At 71.2% G+C, this 26,083-nt stretch carries 23 protein-coding genes; 10 read left to right on the top strand and 13 right to left on the bottom strand.

The genetic code is table 11. The features are described from left to right. Positions 1-83: 83 nt before the first annotated feature. The 3 genes from ACTWPV_RS06645 to ACTWPV_RS06635 form a co-directional block, all read right to left on the bottom strand. On the bottom strand, positions 84-1,736 hold the full coding sequence (locus ACTWPV_RS06645; RefSeq protein WP_347646983.1) for an RNA polymerase sigma factor: 1,653 nt from the start codon (positions 1,734-1,736) through the stop codon (positions 84-86). Between the two features lie 242 nt (positions 1,737-1,978). Further along, positions 1,979-4,072: a SpoIIE family protein phosphatase gene (locus tag ACTWPV_RS06640; protein WP_347646984.1), complete on the bottom strand. Its 2,094-nt coding sequence runs from the start codon at positions 4,070-4,072 to the stop codon at positions 1,979-1,981. Between the two features lie 244 nt (positions 4,073-4,316). Continuing rightward, complete coding sequence (locus ACTWPV_RS06635) at positions 4,317-4,886, bottom strand: HhH-GPD-type base excision DNA repair protein (protein WP_443151029.1); 570 nt, start codon at positions 4,884-4,886, stop codon at positions 4,317-4,319. Between the two features lie 154 nt (positions 4,887-5,040). Here ACTWPV_RS06635 and ACTWPV_RS06630 point away from each other — a divergent pair, with 154 nt between their 5' ends. From ACTWPV_RS06630 to ACTWPV_RS06605, 6 genes are all read left to right on the top strand, one after another. Beyond that, positions 5,041-5,265 carry a hypothetical protein gene (locus ACTWPV_RS06630; protein ID WP_132597337.1) on the top strand — a complete coding sequence of 75 codons (225 nt, stop codon included), beginning with the start codon at positions 5,041-5,043 and terminating at the stop codon, positions 5,263-5,265. 197 nt (positions 5,266-5,462) lie between these two features. Next, positions 5,463-6,953, top strand: coding sequence for a hypothetical protein (locus tag ACTWPV_RS06625; protein ID WP_443151450.1), 1,491 nt, complete (start codon positions 5,463-5,465; stop codon positions 6,951-6,953). Positions 6,954-6,974: 21 nt separating this feature from the next. Beyond that, positions 6,975-7,751: a thioesterase family protein gene (locus tag ACTWPV_RS06620; protein ID WP_347646986.1), complete on the top strand. Its 777-nt coding sequence runs from the start codon at positions 6,975-6,977 to the stop codon at positions 7,749-7,751. A gap of 17 nt (positions 7,752-7,768) precedes the next feature. Further along, positions 7,769-8,524: a LamB/YcsF family protein gene (locus ACTWPV_RS06615; protein WP_443151028.1), complete on the top strand. Its 756-nt coding sequence runs from the start codon at positions 7,769-7,771 to the stop codon at positions 8,522-8,524. After that, a complete protein-coding gene (locus ACTWPV_RS06610; protein WP_347646988.1) occupies positions 8,521-9,150 on the top strand; it encodes a 5-oxoprolinase subunit B family protein in 630 nt (209 codons plus the stop codon). Before ACTWPV_RS06615 ends, ACTWPV_RS06610 begins: the two co-directional genes overlap by 4 nt. Before the next feature lie 83 nt (positions 9,151-9,233). Continuing rightward, positions 9,234-10,154: a biotin-dependent carboxyltransferase family protein gene (locus ACTWPV_RS06605; protein ID WP_443151449.1), complete on the top strand. Its 921-nt coding sequence runs from the start codon at positions 9,234-9,236 to the stop codon at positions 10,152-10,154. Here ACTWPV_RS06605 and ACTWPV_RS06600 read toward each other — a convergent pair. Continuing rightward, a complete protein-coding gene (locus tag ACTWPV_RS06600; RefSeq protein ID WP_443151027.1) occupies positions 10,132-10,962 on the bottom strand; it encodes a PhzF family phenazine biosynthesis protein in 831 nt (276 codons plus the stop codon). The genes ACTWPV_RS06605 and ACTWPV_RS06600 overlap by 23 nt on opposite strands. A 61-nt stretch (positions 10,963-11,023) precedes the next feature. Between ACTWPV_RS06600 and sthA the strand changes: the two genes are divergently transcribed. Further along, on the top strand, positions 11,024-12,433 hold the full coding sequence (gene sthA, locus ACTWPV_RS06595; protein WP_347646990.1) for a Si-specific NAD(P)(+) transhydrogenase: 1,410 nt from the start codon (positions 11,024-11,026) through the stop codon (positions 12,431-12,433). A 6-nt stretch (positions 12,434-12,439) separates the two neighbouring features. Here sthA and ACTWPV_RS06590 read toward each other — a convergent pair whose 3' ends face one another. The 7 genes from ACTWPV_RS06590 to ACTWPV_RS06560 form a co-directional block, all read right to left on the bottom strand. Beyond that, complete coding sequence (locus tag ACTWPV_RS06590) at positions 12,440-12,967, bottom strand: OmpA family protein (RefSeq protein ID WP_443151026.1); 528 nt, start codon at positions 12,965-12,967, stop codon at positions 12,440-12,442. Next, a complete protein-coding gene (locus ACTWPV_RS06585) occupies positions 12,964-13,335 on the bottom strand; it encodes a hypothetical protein (protein WP_443151025.1) in 372 nt (123 codons plus the stop codon). Before ACTWPV_RS06585 ends, ACTWPV_RS06590 begins: the two co-directional genes overlap by 4 nt. Positions 13,336-13,397: 62 nt before the next feature. Continuing rightward, positions 13,398-14,981: a Coagulation factor 5/8 type domain-containing protein gene (locus ACTWPV_RS06580; protein ID WP_443151024.1), complete on the bottom strand. Its 1,584-nt coding sequence runs from the start codon at positions 14,979-14,981 to the stop codon at positions 13,398-13,400. 84 nt (positions 14,982-15,065) lie between these two features. Continuing rightward, positions 15,066-16,556 (bottom strand): glycoside hydrolase family 76 protein, encoded by a 1,491-nt coding sequence (locus tag ACTWPV_RS06575; RefSeq protein ID WP_443151023.1) that lies wholly within the window; start codon positions 16,554-16,556, stop codon positions 15,066-15,068. 10 nt (positions 16,557-16,566) lie between these two features. Beyond that, a complete protein-coding gene (locus ACTWPV_RS06570) occupies positions 16,567-17,844 on the bottom strand; it encodes an ABC transporter substrate-binding protein (protein WP_443151022.1) in 1,278 nt (425 codons plus the stop codon). 37 nt (positions 17,845-17,881) lie between these two features. Then, positions 17,882-18,763: a carbohydrate ABC transporter permease gene (locus ACTWPV_RS06565; RefSeq protein WP_443151021.1), complete on the bottom strand. Its 882-nt coding sequence runs from the start codon at positions 18,761-18,763 to the stop codon at positions 17,882-17,884. A gap of 5 nt (positions 18,764-18,768) precedes the next feature. Next, a complete protein-coding gene (locus ACTWPV_RS06560; RefSeq protein WP_443151020.1) occupies positions 18,769-19,134 on the bottom strand; it encodes a carbohydrate ABC transporter permease in 366 nt (121 codons plus the stop codon). A gap of 339 nt (positions 19,135-19,473) precedes the next feature. Here ACTWPV_RS06560 and ACTWPV_RS06555 point away from each other — a divergent pair, with 339 nt between their 5' ends. Beyond that, complete coding sequence (locus ACTWPV_RS06555; protein ID WP_443151448.1) at positions 19,474-20,613, top strand: GntR family transcriptional regulator; 1,140 nt, start codon at positions 19,474-19,476, stop codon at positions 20,611-20,613. 52 nt (positions 20,614-20,665) lie between these two features. Next, positions 20,666-21,727 carry a glycoside hydrolase family 76 protein gene (locus tag ACTWPV_RS06550; RefSeq protein ID WP_443151019.1) on the top strand — a complete coding sequence of 354 codons (1,062 nt, stop codon included), beginning with the start codon at positions 20,666-20,668 and terminating at the stop codon, positions 21,725-21,727. 52 nt (positions 21,728-21,779) lie between these two features. On the opposite strand, the gene ACTWPV_RS06545 is transcribed toward ACTWPV_RS06550, so the two are convergent. Together ACTWPV_RS06545 and ACTWPV_RS06540 are read right to left on the bottom strand one after the other, a co-directional pair. Continuing rightward, entirely contained in the window at positions 21,780-22,454 is a 675-nt protein-coding gene (locus ACTWPV_RS06545; RefSeq protein WP_347650715.1) for a DoxX family protein, read from the bottom strand. 47 nt (positions 22,455-22,501) lie between these two features. After that, on the bottom strand, positions 22,502-24,031 hold the full coding sequence (locus ACTWPV_RS06540; protein WP_347650716.1) for an MFS transporter: 1,530 nt from the start codon (positions 24,029-24,031) through the stop codon (positions 22,502-22,504). Between the two features lie 258 nt (positions 24,032-24,289). Here ACTWPV_RS06540 and ACTWPV_RS06535 point away from each other — a divergent pair, with 258 nt between their 5' ends. Then, a complete protein-coding gene (locus ACTWPV_RS06535) occupies positions 24,290-26,029 on the top strand; it encodes a hypothetical protein (protein WP_347650717.1) in 1,740 nt (579 codons plus the stop codon). Positions 26,030-26,083: the final 54 nt, after the last annotated feature.

The following is a 26,083-nucleotide window of genomic DNA, read 5'->3' as shown; positions in this document are numbered from 1 at the left end:
CGGCCTGCGCGTGTCTCATGACCTACAGACGCCGCCGCCCCGCTCGGACGGGTCCGGGCGGGGCGGCGGGGTGATGCGGTCGATCAGTCCAGGTAGTCGCGCAGGACCTGGGAGCGTGACGGGTGGCGCAGCTTGGACATGGTCTTCGACTCGATCTGGCGGATGCGCTCACGGGTGACCCCGTAAACCTTGCCGATCTCGTCGAGCGTCTTCGGCTGGCCGTCGGTGAGCCCGAAGCGCATCGAGACGACGCCCGCCTCCCGCTCCGACAACGTGTCGAGCACGGAGTGCAGCTGCTCCTGGAGCAACGTGAAGCTGACGGCGTCGGCAGGGACGATGGCCTCGGAGTCTTCGATGAGGTCACCGAACTCGCTGTCGCCCTCCTCGCCCAGCGGGGTGTGGAGGGAGATGGGCTCGCGGCCGTATTTCTGGACCTCGACGACCTTCTCGGGCGTCATGTCGAGCTCGCGGGCCAGCTCTTCCGGCGTGGGCTCGCGGCCGAGGTCCTGCAGCATCTGCCGCTGGACGCGGGCCAGCTTGTTGATCACTTCGACCATGTGGACCGGGATGCGGATGGTCCGCGCCTGGTCGGCCATGGCACGCGTGATCGCCTGCCGGATCCACCACGTGGCGTAGGTGGAGAACTTGTAGCCCTTGGTGTAGTCGAACTTCTCGACGGCCCTGATCAGGCCCAGGTTGCCTTCCTGGATCAGGTCGAGGAACAACATGCCGCGGCCGGTGTAGCGCTTGGCCAGCGAGACCACGAGCCGGAGGTTGGCCTCCAGCAGGTGGTTCTTCGCACGGCGGCCGTCTTCGGCGATCCACTCGAGCTCGGCTTTGACATCGACCGGGAGCCCTTCGGTCTCGCCGCCGCCGAGCTGCTCCTCGGCGAACAGTCCCGCCTCGATGCGCTTGGCCAGCTCGACCTCCTGCTCGGCGTTGAGCAGGGGGACCTTGCCGATCTGCTTGAGGTAGTCCTTCACCGGGTCGGCGGTGGCGCCGGCGGCGGCGACCTGCGCCACCGGGGCGTCATCGTCGTCGTCGGAGAGGATGAGGACCTCTTCCTCGGTCTTCTCCACGGTGACCTCGGCGGCCTTGGGCTCCTCGGTCTCGTCGTCGCTGTCGGAGTCACCCTCCGACTCGGAGTCGCCCTCGGCGACGATCTCCTCGTCGTCGACTTCGATGTCTTCGAGGTCTTCCAGCTCCACGTCGCCGTCGAGCTCGATGTCCTCGTCGTCTCCGTCGGCGCGCGGGGCCTCGGGTGCCTTGGGCTTGGTCTCGGCAGGCCCAGCGTTCTTCGGCTCGGCCTTCTTGGCGGCGGCGGCGGCCGCGGCCTTCTTCGCCGCCGGAGCGGCCTTCTTGGCAGGGGCCGCCTTCTTGGCGGCCGGCTCGGCTTCAGCGGTGCCCACGACCGCGGTCACGGTCTCGGGCTGCTGCTCTTTGGCGGCCGCCGCCGTCTTGGTCTTGACGGGGGCGGCGGTGCGGCGCTTTGCTGGACCACGAGACTTCTTCGGCGCAGCCGAATCCGCGGCGGTCACCACCACGGTCACGCCCTCTTTGCTGAGGTTCCGCAAGAACGCGGCGGCGTGCGACATGGGGATGTCCGCCTCCTCGAAGGCCTGACGGACATCCTCAGACTCGAGGAAACCCTGCGAGCGCCCACGCTCGAGCAGTCGCTGAATGACGGGCTCGTTCAGCTCTTGTGGCTTCGAGCGAGTCGAACTTGCAGGCGACACGAACACCTCTCGAACGAACGCGTGGCGACAATGGACCCAGATGCCCGCTGGGGGGCTGTTGCCTCTCTCGGAGATCGGTGAGGCCGTGCGGACCGCGACGGACCTGCACAGCATTGTGGCACGACCCCGCACTCCATACGGCCACCTCCCGGCGGTTGACCTCCACCCTAGGCCGACCGAGACAGTAGTGCGTACGTAAGCGGGGCACCGATACCCGAAAGCAACCGTTATGACTGTTTCATTCAGTCACTCTTCGTGGCTGGTGGCACGTGAATTGCTAGCGCGGTAACGTCATCATCTTGCTCATATCCAGACAACATCCGGTCAACCAGGAAGTCCAGCAACATGTGAGGACTACTCACAACTTCAGGCGGCGCTTCGGTCACAACACTGCAAATCTCTGCGAGACCGGCATCCAGCCCGCGCTTCCTGTTCTCCACGAGCCCGTCGGAGTAGAGCACGGCTGTATGGCCGGGCGGCACCACGAACCGGAACTGCCTGCGGCTGGTCGGCCAGCCTAGCGGAGTGCCGGGCTCCGCGTCGCACAGGATCGCCGTGCCCTGGGGCGAAACCAGCACGGGCGGCGGATGTCCGGCCACGGCCAGCGTGCCCTCACCGGTGACGGGCTCGACGACCATGTAGGCCAGGGTCGTGACCTGCTCTTCCTCTTCCGTGGCCTCGAAGACCCGGTCGAGCCCGGTGAGCACGGCCGCGGGCGGCGGGTTGGTCAGCGCCAGGGCCCGCATGGCGTTGCGGATGCGGCCCATGCCGGCGGCGGCCTTGACGCCCTTGCCCATGACGTCGCCCACGACAGCCGCGACACGCCCGTCCTGCAGGACGAAGGCGTCGTACCAGTCGCCGCCGACCTGGACGTGGCGGCTGCCCGAACGGAAGCGCTGAGCCAGCACGAGGCCCTTGACCACCGGCAGGCGGTCGGGCAGCAGGCTGCGCTGCAGCGTCTCGGCGGTGCGGTGCTCACGCTCGAACAGCGTGGCCCGCTCGACCGCCAGGGCGCACTGGCCGGCCAGCGCCTCCAGGAAGACGCCGTCCTCCTGGGAGATCTTCTGGGGCCGGGTGAAGGAGAATCGGAGCGCTCCCAAAGCCCGTCCGGCGGCCAGCAGCGGCAACCCCACCCACGCGCGCTCGTCGCTGTTGGCGAGGTAGTTGCCCAGGACGTCCTCGTCGCCACCCGCCTCCAGCAGCTGGGCCTTCAGCGACTCGGGAGACTCGGCGAAGACCGGCCTGCGGCTGTTGACCGCCATGGTCATCACGCTGGAGCTGGACAGCGGGATCTCCTCGCCGGAGGGACCGGACGCCTCGGGGATGCCCTCGCCGTTGATCAGCTTGAGCGCGGCCCTGTCGGTGTCGAGCAGCGCCACCGCCGAGCGGTCGGCGGCCAGGGCGGTGCGGCCCACGTCGATGATGACCTGGACCACCTGCTCGACCGTCAGCGCCTCCGCGAGCATGGCGGTGGCGCCCTGCAGCCGGGCGGTGCGCAGGGCGGCGGCGCCGAGCTGGTCGGTCAGCCTGCCGCGCATCTCCTCGGCCTCGCGCTGCGGGGTCACGTCGGTGTTGGCGCCGACCCACTCGACGACGCGGCCGTGGCGGATGATCGGCACGGCCCGCACCTCGAAGTGGCGGTAGCCGCTGGCACGGGTGCGCACGCGGTAGTTCCACTCGAACATGGTGCGCCCGCGCAGCGCCTCCCTCCAGGCCTCCTCGGTCTGCTGGCTCTCCTCCGGGTGCACGACGTCCAGCCAGCCGTTGGCGAGGTATTCCTCCAGGCCCTGGCCGGTGATGGCGCGCCACTGCGGCGCGTCCTCGACGACCGCGCCCGTGGGCGAGGTGATCCAAACCAGCTGCGACTGCGCCTCGACCAGCGAGCGGTAGCGCTCCTCGCTGCGGCGCAGCGCCTCCTCGGTCTGGCGGCTCTCGGTCACGTCGAGCCCGATCAGCGCGATCGCCCGCAGCTCGCCGGCGTCGTCGTGGACCGGCGAGAACGACAACGACCAGTGCCGGGTGTCGCCCTCCGCCGACCGCACGCGCACGCGGCCCTCGGTGACGGGCGCGTCGCTCTCGATGACGGCCTGCACGGCGTGCGTGATGAGCTGGCTCAGGTCGGCGGCCAGCACCTCGACGGGCTGGCGGCCCGCCATGCGCTCCGCGGGCACGCCGACGACGTCGCTGAAGACGTCGTTGACCCGCTGGACGCGGCCGTCGGCGTCGAAGAACGCGAAGGCGAACTCCGCCTCCGACAACATGCCCTTGAAGAGGGCGGAGTCTGAGATGTCCACATCCGACTCCCGGGGACGGGGAACGGAGGTCTCGGCGCTCATGGTCCGCACCTCCGTCGCGTGCCAGGGTCTCCCACGCGGCACATCTCCATAATCGTGTATCGGCGTAGCGCAGCTCCGGGCGACCGGATCCTGCAGTACATCATCGGCGATGGGCACGCGCGGACGGAAGCCCCCGCCGGTGCCCGGTCGCCTCTAGGGTCTACGCATCCTGTCAAAGTCGCTCCACTTTGCGCAGCAAGATCAGGTTACCGCGCCCGATTGCCGGGACGCTTGCCCGCCACGGTCATCGGGCCTTGGCCGCGCGCTTGGCCTCTTGCTTGGCGGCGCGCACCCGGCTCAGACTGTCGGCGTCGACCACGTCGGCGACCGATCTGTGTGCACCCTCCTCGCCGTAGAGCCCGGCTGCCTCTCGCCAGCCTGACGGCTGGACCCCCAGCTGCTTTCCCAGCAATGCCAAGAAGATCTGGGCCTTCTGCTTGCCGTATCCCGGAAGGGCGTTCAGTCGTTTGAACAAGTCCTTGCCGTCGGCGGCCTCGGCCCAGATCCGCTCGGGCCTGCCGTCGTAGTGTTCCACCAGGTAGGCCGCCAGCTGCTGGACGCGGCCCGCCATCGCCTTGGGATAGCGGTGCACGGCCGGCGGCTGGGCCAGCAGCGCGGCGAACTCCTCCGGGTCGTAGGAGGCGAGCTCCTCGGCGGTGAGGTCGTGACCCAGCCGCTGCGAGATGGTGTGAGGCCCCGTGAACGCCCACTCCATGGGGACCTGCTGGTCGAGCAGCATGCCGACGAGCAGGGCGAGCGGGCTGCGGCCGAGGAGCTCGTCTGCCTCGCTCCGCTGGGCGAGCTGGATGCGCATGGAGACAGCTTCGCATGAAAGGGCACCGGGTGAAGTGAACACAGGCGTCGTGGAGGCTTGACACCCGTCCGAGAAAGGGTGGAATGAGAGCGCAAGTCGCCCTGCAGACGTTCCTAGGGGTTTGCCCTTAGGTCTCCAGAGGAATCTCACTCCTATGCTCGCTCTGGCCACACGGTTCCTGCGCGAACCGGTCAGTCTCAGGCTGGCCGAAGAGTTCCTGACCGTACCCGTGGACACGATCGACCGCTGCGTGGCGGACGTGTGCGCGTGTGCGCAGCATCTGGGCGTCACCGCGACCCCGGAGATCGTCGAACGCATCGCCCGCGAGCACCTACTCGCGATCGTGAACTCCGCGCCTCCGCCGCGGAGCTCCCGTTGACGTGACGTCGCGAGCGTCCCGCGGCGTGTTCCCGCAGGACGCCGGACGCGGGTCACGGCTGATCCTGTCGATAACATCGGGGTCACCGGGCCGTGTTCTCCGCACCGTTCGTGCCTGGAATACGAGAGAGTGAGGGCGTGCGCCGACACCGACGAGATCCCCGGGAGAGCACTCCGCCCGACGACGTGTTCAAGGAGATGGTGCAGGCGGCTCGAGAGCTGCTCGCCGTACGCACTCCTCTGGACGCGGAGTTGATGGTCTCCGACATGATCGGGGCGTGGTGGGGCCGGCGGGTCCGGGGCGGCGACGTGGAGCAGGTCCTCGGCGAAGGGCTGGTCGACTACGCGGCCAAGGCCGGCACGCCGGCCTCGTTGACCCTGCTGATGTGCCTGGCCTACCTGGGCACGGCCCGCCAGGGCGCCAAGGCCGAGGGCGCGGCGCTCGCGATGATGGAGTCGGGGGTGGCCAGGCCGGGCTGGGCCGACCGGGTGGGCGCGGTGAAACCGGCCGGCTGCTACGTCTCCCGCGACGCCTACGGCGACCAGGACACGGTGATCTGCACGTTCTCCTACCGGTGGAACGACGGCGAGCCCCCCGCCGACCGCCACGCGCTCGTCATGGTCGTCGACTACAACATGAGCGGCATGACCCGCGACGCCTGGGTCTCCTCCCAGGTCGACAAGCTGCTCGAGCAGGCCAGGGCCGAGGCGGCGGGCAACCCGATGCTGCTGTTCGAGGAGATCCAGCCGGAGCAGGCCAGGGCGCTGCTCGAGTCGGCGATGAAGGCCACGAAGGAGCCCAAGACCCCGCCGCCGGTGAGCGACAGCTACAGCGCCTACCACGCGTTCGCCAGGGCCAGGCTGAAGGCGCTGCCGCCCGGGCGCAAGCGGCCGGCGCCGCTGCACATCGAGGCCCCCTACAGCAGGGAGCGGCGGGCCATGCTGGCGGCGGAGTTCCTGGCCTCCGACGCGGCCGAGCACCTGTCCGACCCCTCGGCCGCGTCCCGCTGCGCCGACCACATCATCGACTACGGCTGCGAGCAGGACTTCAACCGGCCGCTGCGGGTCAGCCCCACCAAGTGCGAGACGTTCCTGCTCGACTGGCTGCCGCGCAAGGTGATGCTGAGCGTGGCCGAGCAGGAGGCGATGCCGCACGTGCTGGCCGCGTGGGTGCGCTTCGCCGCCCACCGCACGGGGCTGCCCGAGCAAGGGCTGAAGGCCACGCTCGACGCGGTGTGGGAGGCCATCGGCAAGTTCCCCGAGGCCTACCGGGATCCGACCTCGTTCGGCCTCGACCGGCCGCTGCTGGAGCGCCTGCTGCCGGACGGCGACCTGTCAGCCCTGGCCAGGCGGGTCTTCGCCTTCCCCTTCCTGCAGGGCACGCACAACGGCGTCGACCTCGACCACCTCAACCCCGCCGACGAGGCCGACCGTCGCACGCTGCTCGAGATCGACCACGGCGGCGTGATCGACCAGGAGCACCTGGCCTGGCACGAGGAGATCGCCACCCGGCTGTGGGAGGGCGACCCGCCGCAGTTGTGGGAGGCCGCGCAGCGCCTGCTCGATCTCGGGCACGACCGCCACGACGTGCTCCACGTGCTGATCGAGATCGCCGAGCGGATCGGCGACGACCCGGAGGAGCTCGCCGCGGCTCTCGACGACATCGCCGACATTCCCGACGGGATCTAGCACGCCATAGAATTTCGTTCTATGGCGATGTACAGCCGCGTCGGCGAAGGCCGTTACCGCGCGTCCGAGCACACCCAGGGCCCGTGGGATCCCGGCTCGCAGCACATGGGTCCCGTCACCGCCCTGCTCGTGCACGAGCTGGCCCGCACGGCGCCGCGGCCCGGCCTCCAGCTGTCCAGGCTGGTCGTCGACGTGTTCGCGCCCGTGCCCGTGGCCGAGTTGCGGGTCGAGACCGACGTCGCCCGTGACGGCAAGCGTGTGCAGTGCCTGTCGGCGAGCGTCCACTCCGGCGGCCGCGAGTTCGCCAGGGCGAGTGCCTGGCGCATCCGCGAGGCCGGCACACCCGCCACCCCGGCGCAGAAGCCGCCCGCGCCGGTCCCGCCCCGTTCCGAGGAGCACGCGCGCTCGTGGCTGGGCTCCGGCTTCGGGTACGGCAGGGCGCTCGACTGGCGTTTCGTCACCGGCAGCCCCATGGCGCCCGGCCCCGCCACGGTCTGGGGCAGGCTCGGCATGCCGCTGGTCGAGGGCGAGGAGATCACCCCGCTGGAGCGCCTGGCGGTGTTCGCCGACAGCGGCAACGGCGTCAGCCTCGCCGTCGACTTCGCGACGCACCTCTTCGTGAACGTGGACCTGACGATCTCCTTGTTCCGGTCGCCCGAAACGGAGTGGATCTGTATGGAGGCGGCGACCGTGCTCGGCCCAGCCGGCCGCGGGCTGACCCGTTCGACCCTGTATGACGAGAATGGCGAGGTGGGGACGGCCACTCAGACTCTGTTCGTCGCACCGCGCCGGCCGTGAAGCGCCATGATGGTGCCATGGTGATCGACCTCAACGCGGATCTCGGCGAGGGCTACGGCATCTGGCGGCTCGGCGACGACACGGCGCTGCTCGACATCGTCACGAGCGCCAACGTCGCCTGCGGTTTCCACGCCGGCGACCCGGTGACGATCCGGCGCACGTGCGCGGCGGCCGTCGACCGCGGCGTGGCGATCGGGGCGCAGGTGTCCTACCGCGACCTTGCGCATTTCGGGCGCAGGGAGATGGAGCTCGAGCCGGAGGAGCTCTGCGCCGAAGTGCTCTACCAGCTCGCGGCCGTCGACGGCATCGCCAGGGCGATGGGCGGCCGGGTGTCCTACATCAAGCCCCACGGCGCCCTCTACAACCGGATCTGCCGCGACAAGGTGCAGGCAGGCGCGGTGATCGACGCGGTCGCCGACTACGATCCCTCGCTGCCGGTGCTCACGCTGCCCGGCTCGGTCGTGCACGAGGCGGCGGCCGCCGCCGGCGTGCCGACGGTGAACGAGGCGTTCGCCGACCGCGCCTACACCCCCGCCGGGATGCTGGTCTCGCGCAGGGAGCCGGGCGCGGTCATCCACGACGTCGCCGTGGTGGCGGCCCGTGCCCGCCAGATGGCCGTGGAGGGCTCCGTGACGGCCTCCGACGGGAGTTCCGTCCCGCTGACCGCCCGTTCCATCTGCGTCCATGGAGACACGCCTGACGCGGTCACGCTGGCGCAGGGGGTCCGCGACGCGCTGCTGGCGGCCGGGGTCGTCCTGCAGGCGTTCACGTGATCCGCAGGGCCGGGGAGCACGGGCTGCTCGTCGAGACGGGCTCGCTCGAGCTGTCGCACCGGCTGGACGCGGCGCTGCGGGCGGACCGGCCCGCCGGGGTGGCGGAGATCGTGCCGGGGCCCGCGACCGTGCTCGTGGTGGCGCCCGGGGCGGATCAGGCGTGGTTGCGCGATCGGCTGGCGGCGCTCGTCGCCGACGAGCGCGGCAGGGCCGGCGCCGGGTCGGCCGAGGGGCCCGTCGTGACGATTCCCGTGACCTATGACGGCGCGGATCTCGATTCGGTGGCGGCGCTGGCCGGCATCTCCGCGGACGAGGTCATCGCCCGGCATTCCGGGCGCGAGCTGGTCGTGGGGTGGCTGGGGTTCGCCCCGGGGTTCGCCTACCTCACCGGGCTCGATCCGGTGCTGGAGTCGCCCAGGCTCGACACGCCGCGCACGTCGGTGCCCGCCGGGTCCGTGGCGATCGCGGGCCCCTACTCCGCGGTCTATCCGACCGCCTCGCCCGGCGGGTGGCGGCTGCTCGGGCGCACGTCCGTGCGGGTGTGGGACGTCACGGCCGACCCTCCGTCGCTGTTCAGGCCGGGCATGCGCGTGCGGTTCGTACGCGAGGGAGCGCCGCCGTCATGAAAGGCGGGCTACCAGGGCTGCTGAGGAAGAGGGTGGCAGATGGCGACCGAGCCCGCCGGACGGAGTGAGGCCACGGGCACGTGATGATCGAGGTGCTGGCGCCCGGTCCGTACGCGACCGTGCAGGATCTCGGGCGGCCCGGCTACGCCCACCTCGGCGTGCCCCGTTCGGGGGCGGCCGACGCGCCGAGCCTGCGGCTGGCCAACCGGCTCGTGGGCAACGCGGAAGGGCTGGCGGGGATCGAGCTGACGTTCGGCGGGGCCTGGTTGCGCTTCCACGACGGCGGGTGGGCGGCGCTGACCGGCGCCCCGGTGGCGGTGGCGGTCGCCCCCGGCGGGGAGGGCACGGGTCCGCTCGAGGCCGCCAGGAAGGCGGGCGCGCGGGCAGGCATGGGTGTGCCGTTCTGGGTGCCCGCGGGGGCGGAGCTGCGTCTGGGGACGCCTGCCTGGGGGTTGCGCACCTACCTGGCCGTGCGCGGAGGGATCGCGGCCGAACCGGTGCTCGGCAGCCGGTCCACCGACTCGCTGTCGGGGCTCGGCCCCGAGCCGCTGCGGGCGGGCGCGCTGCTGCCGGTCGGCCCGCCGCGGGGTGACACCGCGGCGGGCACCGTGACCGGTATCGTCGCCGACCTCGCCCCCCTGCCGGGGCCCCGGCCCGCCGTGCTGCGCGTCCTGCCGGGGCCGCGCGACGACTGGTTCACGCCGGACGCGGCGGAGGCGCTGGGCGCGGGGCCGTACGTGGTGAGCCAGGACAGCAACCGCGTCGGCGTGCGCCTGAGCGGGCCCGAGCTGGTGCGGACCAAGGAGGGGGAGCTGCCGAGCGAGGGAATGGTGGCCGGGGCCGTGCAGGTGCCTCCGAGCGGGCAGCCGATCGTCTTCCTCGCCGACCATCCACCGACGGGGGGCTACCCGGTGATCGCCGTCGTGACGGCCGCGGACCTGCCGGTGGCCGCGCAGCTGAGGCCGGGTGACGAGGTCAGGTTCACAGGACGACCCGCCCGCTGACGCAGGTGACGACCGAGCCGCCCACCCAGACCTCGCCCTGCTCGCCGGTGGAGACGTGCACGCGTCCCGCTCGCCCGAGCGCGGTGCCCTGGCTGGCCACGTACGGCGCCGTGGCCCGGCCGGTCCGGAGCAGCCACTGTGCCAGCGACGCGTTCAGGCTGCCCGTCACGGGGTCCTCGACGAAGGCGTCCTGTGCGGGGGTGAAGGCCCGGACCTCGAAGGCGCACGGCGCGCCCTCCGGGTACGGTCCCACCACGCCCACGTCGTGCGGGACCGGTCCGGGGCTGAGCGCGAGCACCGCGTCGGCGTCGGCGAGCAGCACCGCCACCCAGCCGGGGCCGTTGTCGGCCCACTCGACGTCGACCATGTCGTCCCGCGAGATCCGCAGGCTCTCGGCGATCCGCTCGACGAGCTCGTCCTCGACGGGTCCCGAGCGCAGCAGCGGCGGCGCCTGGAACGCGAGCCCGGCGTCCGTCCCGCGCAACCGGATGAGCCCCGCCGCGCACTCCTGCGTGATCTCCCCGCCCTCGCGCGGCACTCCCCCGGCCTCGAGCCAGGCGTGGCAGGTGCCCAGCGTCGGGTGCCCGGCGAAGGGCAGTTCCCTGTCCGGGGTGAAGATCCGCACCCGGTAGTCGGCCTCCGGCGTGGCCGGCGGCAGCAGGAACGTGGTCTCCGACAGGTTGGTCCACGCGGCGAACCGCTGCATCTCCTCGGTGCTCAGGCCTTCGCCGTCGAGCACCACGGCCAGCGGGTTGCCGCGATAGGGGACGGCGGTGAAGACGTCCACCTGGCTGAATGCGCGCGTCACATGACGGAGTCTTGCAGGAGAGGGCTTTCCCCGTCGCCGTGCCACCCCCAGACTGGTCGGTGTGGCGGATTTCGATGTGGTGGTCCTGGGTTCCGGTCCGGGCGGGCAGAAGGCCGCGATCGCGGCGGCGAAACTAGGCAAGAACGTAGCGATAGTCGAGAAGCGGCACATGATCGGCGGCGTGTGCATCAACACCGGCACGATCCCGTCGAAGACCCTGCGCGAGGCCGTGCTCTATCTCACGGGCCTCAACCAGCGGGAGTTGTACGGCGCCAGCTACCGCGTCAAGGAAGAGATCACCGTAGCCGACCTCGGCATGCGCACGCAGCACGTGATCGGCAGGGAGATCCAGGTCATCCGCAGCCAGCTGGCCCGTAACAAGGTGGCGGTGCTGCAGGGCACGGGCCGGTTCCTGGACGCGCACACGATCGGCGTCGTCCACGAGGAGGGCAAGGAGACGAAGGTCACCGCCGAGAAGATCGTGATCGCCACGGGCACGTCGCCGGCGCGGCCGGCGAGCGTCGAGTTCGACGACAGGACGGTCATCGACTCCGACGCCATCCTGCACCTCGACCGCGTGCCGGAGACGCTCGTCGTGGTGGGCGCCGGGGTGATCGGCATCGAGTACGCCTCCATGTTCGCCGCGCTCGGCACGAAGGTGACGGTGATCGAGCGGCGCGAGCGCATGCTGGAGTTCTGCGACCTGGAGATCGTGGAGGCGCTGAAATACCATCTGCGCGACCTGGCGGTGACTTTCAGGTTCGGCGAGAACGTCGCCGCCGTCGAACGCCGCCCCGGCGGTGCGCTGACCCTGCTGGAGAGCGGCAAGAAGATCCCGGCCGACTGCGTCATGTACTCCGCGGGCCGGCAGGGCAAGACGGCCGAGCTGTGCCTGGAGGCCGCGGGCCTGGCCGCCGACGACCGCGGCCGGATCTCCGTGGACGGCGACTACGCCACTGAGGTGCCGCACATCTACGCGGTCGGCGACGTGATCGGTTTCCCCGCGCTGGCGGCCACGTCCATGGAGCAGGGCCGGCTGGCCGCCCAGCACGCGTGCGGCGAGCCGGTCGGCGACATGGACGACCTGCCGCCCATCGGGATCTACACGATTCCGGAGATCAGCTTCGTCGGGAGGTCGGAGGACGAGCTGACCCGCGACAAGGTGCCGTTCGAGGTGGGCATCTCCCGCTACCGCGAGCTGGCCAGGGGCCAGATCATCGGCGACTCGTACGGCATGCTCAAGCTGCTCGTGTCGCCGGAGGACCGGCGGCTGCTCGGCGTGCACGTGTTCGGCACGGGGGCGACGGAGCTGGTGCACATCGGGCAGACGGTCATGGGCTGCGGCGGCACGGTCGACTACCTGGTCAACGCCGTGTTCAACTATCCGACGCTGGCCGAGTCGTACAAGGTGGCGGCGCTGGACGCGATGAACAAGATGCGGGTGGTGGCCCGGCTGACGGCGGGGATGTGAGCCGGGTCAGCGGGTGAAGCTGATCTCCACCCTGCGGTTCCTGGCGCGGCCCTTGGGGTTGTCGCCCCCGTCGGGCAGGACGTTGGGCGCGACGGGGTCTTCCTCGCCGTGGCCGGCCACGGCGAAGTCGGTGTCCGGGACGAGCTCGCCGAGCGCGTCGCGCACCGCGTCCGCCCGTTCGCGCGACAACTCCAGGTTGTAGGAGTCGGAGCCCTTGGTGTCGGTGTAGCCGTCGATCTTCACCGGCTTGCCCGCCGCCTCGGCCTTGAGCAGCTCGGCGGCCTGCGCGAGCCGGCTCTTGGCCTTGCCGGTCAGCGTGGCCTTGTCGAAGGCGGACAGCACGTCGGCGGCCACCGTGATCGTGCGTTCCCTGCCGCTGGTCTCGTTGGTCACCGACTCGTCGAGGTTGGAGATCCGCTCGGAGATGTCGAGGATCTTGCCGCTGATGTCGAGCACCGGCGCGGTGGCCGGCTCCCCTCCTTCCACGGGCACCTGGACGGGCTGCGAGGGCGAGGTGGTGGGCGTGAGCGTCACGAGCAACGACAGGACGAGCGCGCTAGCTGATCGTCCACGGTCGGCCTGGGCGAGGGGACGGCCGAGAAGGCGTTGTTCACCTGCCACCCGAGCGGGTCTCCGCCCTCCTTCGTCACCGTGACGGTGAAGGTGAGGTTGACGAACCGCTCCCTGCGGATCAGCTGGACGATCTCCACCTTGAACGTGTGGCCGTCGAACGTCCCTTCCCGGCCGGCCAGGACCTGGTCAGGAGGGATGGTGGCCGGTGTGGTGGCCGGTGTGGTGGCCGGTGTGGTCGCCTGCTTGACCGGCTCGGACCTGGAGGGCGCGTCCTCCTCCGTGGATCGCGGCGAGGATGGCTGGCCGAGCTGGCATCCTGTGACGAGCACGGTGGCGAGCACGGAAGTGAGAACTTTCGTCAGCCTGATGCGGCCGGAATTATACCGATATTTCAGGTCGATGATCGAGAGGAACTCGCCGCCTCCCACATCCGCAGGTACGCCTCGGCGCCCGCCGCCATGTCCCGCACGATCTCGTCGCCGGCGATGATCCGCATGTCCTCGATCCAGTCGGGTACCAGGCCGTAGTTGGCGACCCCGTCGGTGTTGACATCCCACACCCGCTCGCCGGTGCGCAACCGGTCAAGGCGCTCGCCGCCGTCGAAGGTCGCGAACGGGTACGTCACGGGGTTACCGGAGTTGCCGGCCCTCGGCCCGGGCAGCCTCCCCATCCCGTTGACGTCCAGGCCGTAGCCGTAACCGGCGATCCGGTGCTCCCGCCGGAGCGGCTCGGTGCGGGCCCACTCGGCGACGAAGTGCTCGGCGTCGTGCCCGTACTGGGTGATCATGCCGCCGAGTGCGTAGACGCGCCCGAAGAAGTGCGGGTCGGTCCAGCTGTGGGAGGAGATCACGCCCGGGTACCGGGCGGCTTCGAGGAGGTCGAGCGTGCGTTCCGCGGCCTTCACACTCATGTGATCGATCTCGACCAGCATGCCGCGTTCGATCATGCCCTTGACCATGTACTCGCCGAGCTCGGTCAGGCCCCTCGTGTTGCAGTGCGGCGCCGGCGGATAGAGCGGGAGCGAGACGCCGGGCGGGAGCAGGCCGGCGATCGGATCGGGCAGGACGCCGCCCGGGTCGATCGGGTTGTCGTGCGCCGGGCCGGTGCAGGTGCGGGCCTGCCAGAACGACCCGCCGCTGAGCAGGTTGCCCAGGTTGACGATCGCGCCCTGCGTGCCGGAGTCGAAGCGCACGCCGCACAGCGCGTTGTCGTACTTGTGGCATACGAACATGCTGCGCACGCCGAGCGCGTGCATCTCGTCGAGCCCTCGGTCGATCTGTCCCCTGGTGCAGCGGGGGATGCCGAGCAGCGTGCGGCAGCCGAACGGCTCGGAGGTCTCGACGCCCAGGACGACCGCGAGCTTGCCGGCCTGGACGACCTGCCTGGCCTCGGCCGGGTCGCGCACGATGCGGAACCAGCCCTGCCCGGGGCCTCCGTGCTCGGCGTCGATGTGGTCCTGCAGCTCGCGGGCCCGCTCGGCCTGCCGCCTGATCGAGGCCATCTCGTCGCAGGCGTTCCGCTTCAGCGGGTAGATGACGCAGAGTTGCCGGTTGGCGACCAGGTGGTTGACCATGACGCGGAGCCCGCCCCGCCAGGCGCGTTCCACCCACGTGTAGTACGCCTGCTGGTGGGTCAGGGAGTCGTGCGCCGGCCAGTCGCGGAACGTGGGCCAGCCGACCGGGTCGTGGGTCCCGGTCGGCGACCCGGTGCGGGTGAGGTTCTCGTACCAGGCGAGCTCGCCGTTCGGGTGGTGGTCGGCGCAGTCGGTCAGGGCCTTCTCTACGCCCTGCGCGTGGAACGGCCGCCCGCACATCAGCAGGCCGCCGAACGCCTCGTAGGAGAACAGGTGGCTGTGGGCGTCGACGAACCCGCGGACCTCGGCCTCCGCCGCGGCGGGGCTGGTCCGCGGGATCGTCAGCGTGCCGGTCACGAGGAGCAGCACGGCGATGGCTGCGAGGGCTGAGCGGCGGGACATCACACCTCGCCAGGCTGGGGGGTCGCTGCCCTCCCAGCATCCGCCGCCGTCACCGCCCCCGCAAGGCCCAAACATGAGCGGGTCTCATGTGCCTAGGGTGATCGCGTCGAGGTTGAGGTAGTTGCCGGCCCCCAGCTCCATCCGGATCGTGTTGTGCCCGCGCGCCAGCCTGACCCCGTCGAGCACAGCGGTGCCCCACTGGCCCCAGCCCTGCGTGGCGGGGAAGCGCAGGTCGCCGGCCTGGGCGCCGTTCACCAGGACGCGGCGCCCCGCGGCGCCCGCCCCGGCGGCGTAGCGGAAGCGCAGCTGGTGGCGCCCGGCGCGGCCCACGTTCACGTGAATGGTCAGCGCCTGGTCCGCGGCGTTCCAGCCGGCGAGATAGCCCCTGCCGGTGAAGCCCGGCTGGCTGCTCTCCCCTCCGATGCCCTCGGAGCGCGCGTTCTCGGCCTCGTACACGCCGTTCTCCGGCTGGAGCCCGCCGTTGCCGTCGGGCTTGACGAGCTGGAGCATGCTGACGGGGGCCGCCGCCGTCAGGCTCTGCAAGAACGTGTCAGGCGCGGGCGCGGACCAGTCGGGGCCCATCAGGCCGTCGGAAGGACGCCGGTGCTGCCACGCCTGGGTGGCGTTGCGCTGCAGGAACGGCAGATACCTCGTCTGGCCGTGCCGGGTGACCAGCACGTTGAGATAGCGGACCAGCAGCGCCTTGAAGCCGCCACCGTCGTTGACGCCCTCGTGCAGCAGGGTGCCGCCGTTGGTGAGGTTGGCGGTGGCCCAGTCGGCGGCGGCGCGGGCGTCGGCGAGGTAGGAGGCCTCGCCCGTCGCCTCGTGGAGCGCGGCGGCGGCGCCGATGTAGGTGCCGAAGTTGTAGGTGAAGTCCCACTTGACGAGCGTGCCGTCGGCTTCGAAGTGGTCGTGGACGTGCCCGTCCTCCTGCAGGTTCTCCTTGACCCAGGCGAACAGGCCCCGCGCCCGCGACAGGTAGGAGGCCTCGCCCGTCGCGGCGTGCAGCTTCGTGGCCGTGATCGCCGCGGGGGCGTTGGTGGCGACGTTCTTCTGGTCGCGCACGTCGTTGCGCCACCAGATGCCGCCGCCGTGGGTGTCGTCGCGCTCGGCCCAGATCCGGTCGAACAGCTCCTTCGACCGGTTCAGGTACGTCTCGTCCCCCGTCAGCTCGTACGCCCGGGCGCTCGCCAGCGCCCACCACCCGAGGTCGTCGTTGAAGTCGTTGGCGAAGTCCGGGTAGTAGGCGACGAAGCCGGCGTACACGTCGTCGACCATCCGGCGGTACTCCGGGCTGCGGGTGCGCTCGTAGGCGTCCATCACCAGCTCCCACAGCTGCGCCTCCCACCAGAAGTCGGTGTAGAGCCCGTCCTCCGGCCCGTGGGCGTGCTCGTGCACGCGGTGGTCGCTGTTGGTGTAGAAGTACTTCTTCTCCGGGTCCCAGAAGGCGTCGACGAAGGCCGACATGGCGGCGTCGGCGTCCCGGGGGACGGTGGCGTGCGCCGGCTGGGCGGCGAGGCCGGCCTGCAGCAGGGCGAATAACGCCACGCAGGCGGCGGTCATGCGCGCTTTCACGATGCTCTCCTCAGTCGAGGTTGTTCTGGGTCAGGACGCGGTCCCCCTGCTCCTGGGCCTTGGCCAGGGACTGCTGGGCGGTGGCCTTGCCGCCGAGGAACAGCTGCAGGTTGGGGATGAGGGCGTCGTCCTCCATCGGCGGGTAGCCGGCGCAGGCCGGCCGGACCTTGGCGTACTCGAGCGTGTCGAGGATCGGCTTCCAGAACGGGTCGCCGGTGAAGAAGGGATCCTTCGCGGCCTCCACGTTGCCGGGGATGTTCAGGCTGGTCCTGGCCCACTTCAGCGCGTTGTCCTTCTCGGCCGTCCACCACTTGACGAACTCCCAGGCGGCGTCCTTCTGCTTGGCCGCGCGCGGGATCACCAGGCCGAACCCGCCCATGAGGCTGGCCTGGTCACCCTGCGGCCCCGCCGGCGGCGGCACGATGCCGAAGTCGAGGTCCTTGCCGTACTTGCGGTAGGTGGTGATGTTCCACGGGCCCGTGAAGATCATGGAGACCTTGCCGGTGGCGAACGCGTCGGTGCCTTCTCCCAGGCCGGTCTCGAACCCGGTCTGGTAGACGCCGCCCTTGATCATGCGGCTCCATAGGTCGAGCACCTGCGCGCCCTGCGGGCTGTTGAAGGTCGTGCGGGAGCAGTCGTCGGTGACCATCTGGCCGCCGGCCTGGCGCAGGTACATGCTGAACAGGCCCGCGTCGTCCATCGACAGCCCGGCGCGGACGAGCTTGCCGCCCTCCCGCCTGGTCAGCTTGATCGCCGCCTGCTCCAGTTCGGCCCAGGTCCGCGGCGGCTCCACCCCGGCCTCCTTCAGGTGGGCCTTGTTGTAGAACAGGGCCCGCGCGTCGACGGTCAGCGGCAGGCCGTACACCTTGCCGTCGTGGGTCAGCTCGCGCACCGCCTCGCCGTAGAACCGCTCGCGCTCGACACCGTCCTTCTTCATCCGCTCGTCGAGCGGCTCCAGCACGTTCTTGGGCGCGTACGTGGCCGTGCGCCAGCGGTCCCAGAACATGACGTCGGGCGCCTGGCCGGAGGTGGAGGCGGTGAGGAACTTGGTGAGCATGTCCTCCTGCACGACGTACTCGACCTGGATGCCGGGGTGGGTCTTGTTGAAGGCGTCGGTCATCGTCCTGAACTGCTGTTCGCCTTCGCCCGACCAGTCGCCCCAGAAGGTCAGCTCGACCACCCCGCCGGAGCCGGAGGAGTCGTCGGAGGACGGGGCGCAGCCGGTGGAGATCACGGTCAGGAGGGCGACGGTGGTGACGGCCGGCCGCCCGGGCAGAGTCCAGCGCATCGGCGGCTCTTTCCTTTCTCGGAGATCACAAGGGGTGTCACTTCGAGCCCGTGCCGGTGAAGGCCAGGCCGCGGGTGAGGTAGCGCTGTCCGAAGGCGAACAGCAGGAGTGTGGGCACCATGGCGACGATGGATCCGGCCATGAGCGGCCCGTAGTCGGTCTTCTGGTTGAAGGAGAAGGCGGCCAGGCTCATCTGGATCGTCATCATGTCGGGGTCGTTGAGCACGATCAGCGGCCACAGGAAGCCGTTCCATCCGGCGACGAACGTGAACACCGACAGCGTGGCCAGCGCCGGACGGCACAGCGGCAGGTAGATGCTCCAGAAGATGCGGAACTCGCGGCACCCGTCGACGCGTGCCGCCTCGCCCAGGTCCTTGGGCAGCGCCAGGAAGAACTGCCGCATCATGAACACCGCGAACGCCCCGACCGCGCCGGGCAGGATGACCGCCCAGTACGTGTTGAGCAGCCCGGCCCCGCCCTGGCCGGCGAGGTCGTTGCCGCCTGCCAGCGGCATGCTCCTGACGATGATGAACGACGGCACCAGCGTCACGACGGGCGGCACCATCATCGACGCCAGCAGCAGCCGGTTGCCGCGGAAGGCCAGCCGGGCGAAGCCGTAGCCCGCCAGCGCCCCGAGCAGCACATTGGTCGCCACGCCCGCGACGGCCAGCAGCATGGAGTTGGCGAAGTGCCGGGCGAACGGGACGGTGGTGAACGCCGACCAGTAGTGCTCGAAGGTGATCGAGCCGGGCAGCCACTTGACGGGCAGCGCGATGATGTCCACGTCCGGCTTGAGCGACGTGCTCAGCGACCACAGGAACGGCAGCAGCATGAACAGCCCCACCACGGTCAGGACGCCGTAGAAGGCCGTGCGGCCGAGCGCGAGGCGGATCGTTCTGGTGGTCCTGCTGGTGGTCATAAGCATCACTCCGGCACCTGGTCGCGGTTGACCCGCATGTTGATCACCGTGACGGCGACGATGATAATGATGAAGAGGGTGAAGGCCTGGGCCGAGGCGTAGCCCATCTGCAGCCGGTTGAAGCCGGTCTCGTAGATCTGGTAGACGGGCGTCAGCGTCGTGTTGCCGGGACCGCCTTTGGTCATCACGTACGCCTGGTCGAAGTGCTGGAACGCACCGATCAGCGACAGGGTCGTGACGAAGAACGTCGTCGTGCGCAGCGAGGGCCAGGTGATGTGCAGGAAGGACCGCCAGCGGCCGGCCCCGTCGAGGGCGGCGGCCTCGTACAGGTGGGCGGGGACGTTCTGCAGGCCGGCCAGGTAGATGAGCATGTTGGGAGCCGCCGGCTGAGCGCCAGCGCCAGCACCAGCGAGAGGGCGATCATGGCGGGCACGAACATGGCGCAGTAGTAGAGGATGTTCTTCAGCGTGGTGAAGAACGTGTCGTCCTCCAGGAGGCGGGCGTAGTTGGCCAGGCCGGCCCAGGACGGAGGCGTGAGCACGTCGTACGCGGTGAAGCTGAGGCCGAAGGCGCCGACCACGGCAGCACGGTGAAGACGAGGAACAACACCATCGCCGGCGCGGTGAACACCATCCCGGCGCGTGCCTGGTGGCGGCCCAGTGCCGAACGTTCGGGTGGCCGGCGGTGGGGAGCAGGCGGCGGGCCCGCGGATGTCCGGCCCTGTGGCGAGCGTCCTGGTCACGCGGTCTCCTTCGGGACTTCCCGGAGATGTCACTTGTGGGCTCTACGAGCGGATCATCGATTACGTGCTGGACGAGATCAGGCGGGGCGCCCTGGTCCCGGGAGACCGTGTCTCCTCCGAGATGGAGCTGGCCGAGCAGTTCGAGGTCAGCCGCATCACCTCGAAGCGCGCCCTGGAGCTCCTCAGGCAGGCGGGCGTCGTCGAGCGGATCCGCGGCAAGGGCTCGTTCGTCGCCGGGCGAGCTGCCCGACCTCGACCGGCTCGCGATCCCGGCCCAGGGAGCCACGGCCGAGCGCGCGGCACCGGGCGAGCGGGCTCCCGGCGCGATCGCGCTGATCTATCCCGACGCGTCGGAGGCGTACGGTCTCGAACTGCTCGCCGCCGTGGAGGAGCGCGCGATCGCGTCCATGGTGGATGGCGGCCTCGTCGACGGCCTGATCGTCTTCCCCGTCCACGGCGAGTACTACAACGCCCGCCTGCTGCGGACCATCCTCGCCGGCTACCCGCTTGTGCTGGTCGACCGCTATCTGGCGGGCATCCAGGCCTGCGCCGTCCACACCGACAACGTGGCGGCCGCCCGCACCCTCACGGACCGCCTGCTCGATCTGGGGCACCGGCACATCGGGTTCGTCTCGCCCCGCCGGAGAACACCTCGAGCATCGAGGAGCGGCTGGAGGGGTTCCGCACCGCCCTGGCGAGGCGCGGCCTGCCGCTCAGCCACCAGCACCTGCTGACCGGCCTGTCCAGCACCCTGCCCGGCGCCTTCAGCGCGGAGAACGTGCGGGCCGACGTGGAGCGGGTCCGCGCCTTCCAGGAGCGCGAACCCGAGGTCACCGCGTTCGTGGTCTGCGAGTACAACCTGGCGCGCGTGATGGACCGGGCCGTGGCGGCCCCGCCCGGCCGCGCCAGGCCCCTCATCGCCTGCTTCGACTCCGCCGGCGACCCCGTCGCCGGGCCCGCCTTCCTGCACGTGCGCCAGGACCAGCGCGAGATGGGCAGGCGCGCGGTCGACCTGCTGCTCGCCCAGACGCGCGGCGAACCCGTGCCCTCGCGATCCATCGTCCCCTTCACGATCGTCGAGGCCCACGACCAGCGCGAGCCGCGCTAGAAGCGGCCCTCTGACTCAAGGACCACCCGCAACGACGAACGGAGAACGCCTGGTGTCGCCCGAGCCCGATCCCCGCACCCTCTGGAACGACCGCGCCGACGTGGCGCAGCGCAGCCTGGATCACTATTTCGCCGCCCCCGGCCGCCAGCTGTACGACAACTGGCACCCGCTGGGTCCCGGCGACAACGACGTCTTCAACTACTGGTGGCTGGCGCACGCCCTGGACGCGCGGGTGGACGCGTACGAGCGGACCTCGGACCCGTCGTGGCTGGACCGGGCCAGGGAGATCCACGACAACATCCTCGAGCACAACGACGGGTCGCTGTTCAACGACTACTTCGACGACATGCTCTGGTCCGGCCTGGCGATCCTGCGGCTGGCCGACGCCCGCGGTGACGACGGGCTGCGCGCCGAGGCGGCCGCGATCTGGCGGCACGTGCTGGACAACGGCTGGAACGAGCACGAAGGGGGCGGCATCGCCTGGCGGGTCCCCCAGCCGTACTACAAGAACACCCCCGCCAACGGTCCCTTCGTGCTGCTCTCCGCCCGCCTGCACCGGCACACGGGCGACCCCGCGCAGCTGGACTGGGGGCGGCGGGCGATGGACTGGCTCGAGCGCGTGCTGGTGCGGGAGGACGGGTTCGTCCACGACGGCATCAACCGGCAGCAGGACCACGCCATCGACGAGCAGTGGCGCTTCACGTACAACCAGGGTCTGTACATCGGGGCCTGCGTGGAGCTGGCCGGCACTCTCGGGGATGACGACTACCTGCGGCGGGCCACCAGGACGGCGCGCACGGCCCTCGCGGAGCTGGCCCCGGCCGGGGTCTTCGCCGACGAGGGCGGCGGCGGTGACGAAGGGCTGTTCAAGGGTGTCTTCTACCGGTACGCCCGCCTCCTGGTGGACGCGGCCGACGTGCCGGACCTGCGGGACTTCATGCTGGCCAGCACCGAGCGGGTGTGGCGGTCGTGCGCCCGCGACGGCACGATCCTGGCCGGGCCGGTGTGGACGCGCGCGGCGGACGGCAAGGTGCCCCTGTCGGCGCAGCTGAGCGCCGTCATGGCCACCGAGGCCTGCGCCGCCCTCGTCTCCTCCCCCGTCGCCCCCGCCTGACCGGGCGGCGAGCCGTTCCCCGTCCCCGCGGGACCGAGCCGGCGGGGAGGGGTCAGTCGGAGGTGGTGGTGCGGCGGCCCCGGGCCGGGGGTTTCTTGCGGCCGGCCACCAGCGTGTCGCCCGGCGTCGGCGCCGGGTCCTCGCCGCTCTTCTGCTCACCGGAGCGCGGACGCGGGTGCGGCGCCGTGTCCTCCGTGGCCTGGGCGTCGGGCGCGGGTTCGGATTTGCCCGTCTTGGTGGGCTTATCCCTGGCATCTGGCTTGTCTGGCTTGGTGTCGGGTTCGCGGAGTGAGGCGATGACGTTGTCCGCCTCCCTGTCGGCGGCGAACTCGTCCGCCGCCTCCGACTCCCGCCGCCGGATCACCACCATGTGGTCCACCGAGGCCCGTCCCGCCCCCACCACGGCCAGCAGCAGGGACGCCGCGCCGAGGAGGATCAGCTCATTGAGGCTGATGGGGTTGAGCGGCGGCGCGACCAGGAAGACGGCGAGCGCCTCGGCGAAGAGGATCAGCCCGGTGACGGAGACCGCCAGCCCGGCGATCAGTAAGGCGCCGCCGATGAGCTCGGCCAGCATCGTGATCGGAGCCCAGGCGCCGGGGGCGGGGGCGCCCTGTTCCAGGAACTTCTCCCCGGTGATCTTCAGCCCGTCTTCCAGCTTGGCCCAGCCGTTGGCGAAGAAGATACCGCCCACGCCGATGCGGGCGACTAAAGCGGCAAGATCGCTCAAGGCCTGTCTCACGGTAATTGTCTGCCCTGATCGGGACATGGCACACCTCAATCACGGCTGAGCAACGTGGCCACCGCGACGGCGGTCAGGCTCAGCAGAACGACGCTCACGACCACGGTCGTGTGCAGGGCGTTGACGAAGGCCCACCGGGCGGCGTCGAGCAGCGCGCCACCGGCTCGGCCGCCGACCTCGTCCGCGACGTGCGCGGCCGAGGCGAGCGACTGCCTGGCCTTGTCCATGCCGCCCGCGGACACTCCGGGCACGGCGGGCAAGCCGGGGGCGTACACGATGGCGGTGATCGTGCCGAGCACGGCCACGCCCAGGCCGGCCCCCAGCTCGTAGGCGGTCTCCTCGATGGCCGCGGCCCCACCCGCCTGGGACTCGGTCGCCGACGACATGATCGTGTCGGAGGCGGCCAGGAGCGCCACCTGCACTCCGAAGCCGATGCCGACGAAGCAGATCGCCAGCATCACGGGATGGCCCTCGACCCCCCAGCTCAGTGTGGGCGTCAGCGCCAGCGCGACGAGGCCGAGACCGCCGCTCATCGTGGCCCGCATGCCGATCCTCGGCAGGATGTGGGCGGCGGCGAGCCCGCCGGAGATGGCGGAGATGACCAGCGGCAACATCCGGACCGCGGCGCGCAGCGGGCTGTCGCCGAGCACGAGCTGAAGGTATTGGGCGAGCATGAGCTGGAGCCCGACCAGCGCGAACACGCCGAGCAGCACGCCCGCGACCCCGGTGGCGAACTCGCGCCGCCGGAACAGTCCGATCTCCAGCAGCGGCGTCGGCAGCCGCGTCTGCCGCCGGACGAAGGCGGCCAGCAGCCCGAGCCCGGTCAGGAACACCAGCACGGACGCCCACAACGGCATCAGGCTGCCCGAGCCCGCCTCCTTCAGCCCGAACGCCAGCGCCAGGATCCCGAGCACGGAGAGCACGGCGCTCATCGCGTCCCACGGCCGGTCCTTGTGCTCGCGCGAGTCCGGCAGCAGCCGGACGGCGGCGGGCAGCAGCACCAGCAGGATCGGCACGTTGATCAGGAAGACCGCGCCCCACCAGACGCCGACGAGCACGCCGCCGACGAGCGGCCCGACGGCCGCGCCCGCGGCGGCGACCGCGCTCCAGACGCCCAGCGCGATGGCCCGCTCGCGCCGGTCGGTGAACACCTGGCGGATCAGCGACAGCGTGGCCGGCATGATCATCGCGCCGCCGACGCCGAGCAGCGCCCTGGCCAGGATGAGGGTCAGCGGCGTCGGGGCGAACGCCGCGCCCGCCGAGGCCAGGCCGAACAGCGCGAAGCCGCACAGGACCATGCGTTTGCGACCGTACTTGTCACCCAGCGTGCCGAACATGATCAGCAGGGGCGCGACCACCAGCGAGTAGATGTCGATGATCCACAGCAGCTGCACGGCGGAGGGTTCGAGCGCGGCCGTGAGCGCGGGCACCGCGATGTGCAGGACCGTGGCGTCCACGGTGATCAGCAGCAGGCTCAGGCACAGGAGCACGAGGATGGACCAGCGGTGGTCCCGGTGCTCCCGGTCCGCAGTCCGTACGAAAAGTGCGGCCTGTGTGACGGTCATGGGCCTCCTTGCAGGCCGATCCGTGTCCAGGGCCCGCACGTGCTCTCGGGTCGGCGCGTGGGATTGCGGCTCGGCACTCGCTCCTTCCGAGGCCTCGCGCCCGGCTCCTCCGCTCCGGCTTGCGTGGCAGCTTAGGCCATGTCAGGCACTTGTCGTAGCGGTATCGCCTGATCCAGGGTCACACACGAACCTCTCTAGAGAGATACAGCCATATGTCGGTATCTATCCAACGATCGTTCGCGAAGCGATCATGGGACCGTGGGGACCGATCAACATGGCAGAAAAGGCAATCTTCCCGACCGGTCCTCCCGCGAGTGGTGCGCCGAGGCCCTGGCCAGGCTGAACGCCGGCCGTCCCGACTCCGCGCTCGACGCCGCCCGGAGGGCGTCCGGCCTTGATCCGTCCGCCGAGTGGGCGCACCGGCTCATCAGCCTCGCCCACGAGCGGCTGGGCCGCGACGCCGATGCCGTGCCCGCCGCGGAGCGGGCCGTCGAGCTCGCCCGCGGCTCCTGGCCGGCCCGCCTGCGCCTGGCCTCGATCCTGCGCCGCGTGCCCGGCCGCTGGGGCGACGCGGCCGAGCACGCCACGCTGGCGGCGAAGTTCGCGCCCGAGGAGGCCGGCCCGAGGGTCCTGCTGGGCGATCTGGCCCTGCTGCGCGGCGATCACGCCGCCGCCGAGCGGTCCTACCGCGCCGCGCTCGCCACCGAGCCCGGCCACCCGCAGGCCCGCGTGAACCTCGGCCTGTCGCTGCTGCGCTGGGACCGCCCCCGCCCGCACCACGATCCCGCATGGCCGGTGCACCCGCGCGACACCGGCAGGGCGAGGCGGGCCCTGGAGGTCTGGTCCCGCCAGGCACGCCTGCTGGTCGCCCTGGCCACGGTCGCGATAGCCGCGGCCGCGCTGCTGACCGGCTGGGGCGCGCAGGCAGAGCTCGGCGGCTTCGCGGTGCTGGCCCTGCTGGTGCCGCTCACGGTCAGGCAGGCCAGGCGGGTGGGTCTGTGGCGGTACGTGCGGCCGATGCTCTGCCGGGACCCCTGGCTCGGCGCGCACCTCGTCTCGGCGGCGGTGTCGGTGGCGGCGTTCGCCGCCTGGCTGCTGCTGGCGGCCATGCCGGCGCTGCCGGCCGCGTTCGACCCCGTCTGGGCCGGTCTGGCGGGCATCGCGGTGCTGGGCTGGCCGGCGCTGGCCGCCGTACGCGCCCTGGCCGAGGCATGGCGTGGCCGCCCGCTGCGGGCGCTGGCCGCGTCGGCGCGGGCCCAGGAGAGCGAGCGCACCGCCAGGCGGAACACCGGCGTGACGCTCTGGATCCTGCTCGTCAGGACCTGGACGGTGCTCGTTCCGCTGCTCGGCGGGGCCCTCGCCGTGGAGCCCACGGCCGCGCTGGCGGCGGTCGCGGTGCCGTACCCGATGGTGCGCGGATACCTGCGCGCCCGGCACCGCGGAGACAGGTGGCTGCTCATCGCGACGGGCCTCGTCGTGCTGTCCGCCGTGGCGAGCGCGGCGGGCGGGCTGCTCGGGTCGGCGTGGGCGTGGCGGACCGGGCTCGGCGGCCTGGGCGTGGCGATGGGCGTGTTCCTGGCCCGCGCGGCGCGCGCGTGGTGGCGCGGCGGCGCCGGCCCGTGGCGGGCCTCCCTCCTGATGTGCGACCTGCCCATGGGCGCCGAACCGTCCGTCCCGCTCGACCCGGAGGTGCGCCGGACCTTCTCGTACGCCCGCAGCATCGTCCTGTCGTACGCCGACTCCCTCGGTCCCCGGGTCGCGGGCGCGGTGGCGTCCGTCACCTCGTCGGGCGAGCTGCGGCTGATCGCGGAGACGGAGGCCTGGGACGCCATCGAGGCCGACCCCAGGGTGGCGGTGTTCGCCACGGACCCGTTGCAGCGGCGCTTCTGGGTGGAGGTGCGCGGCATCGCCCAGGCCGACTCGGACGTCCTGCGCATCACGCCCAAGGAGGTGTTCCTGGGCGAGTTTCCCGGCCGCCACCAGCGCCGCCGGACCTGAGCGTGACCGCACGCCGATGGCACGCCGGCGGGACAGGGCGCGGCCCGCCGATCC

The sequence above is a fragment of the Nonomuraea sp. KM88 genome, assembly GCF_052245635.1.
Taxonomy (GTDB): domain Bacteria; phylum Actinomycetota; class Actinomycetes; order Streptosporangiales; family Streptosporangiaceae; genus Nonomuraea.
The sequence above is the reverse complement of the archived record's forward strand: the minus strand, read 5'-3'. Positions and strand labels throughout refer to the sequence as shown.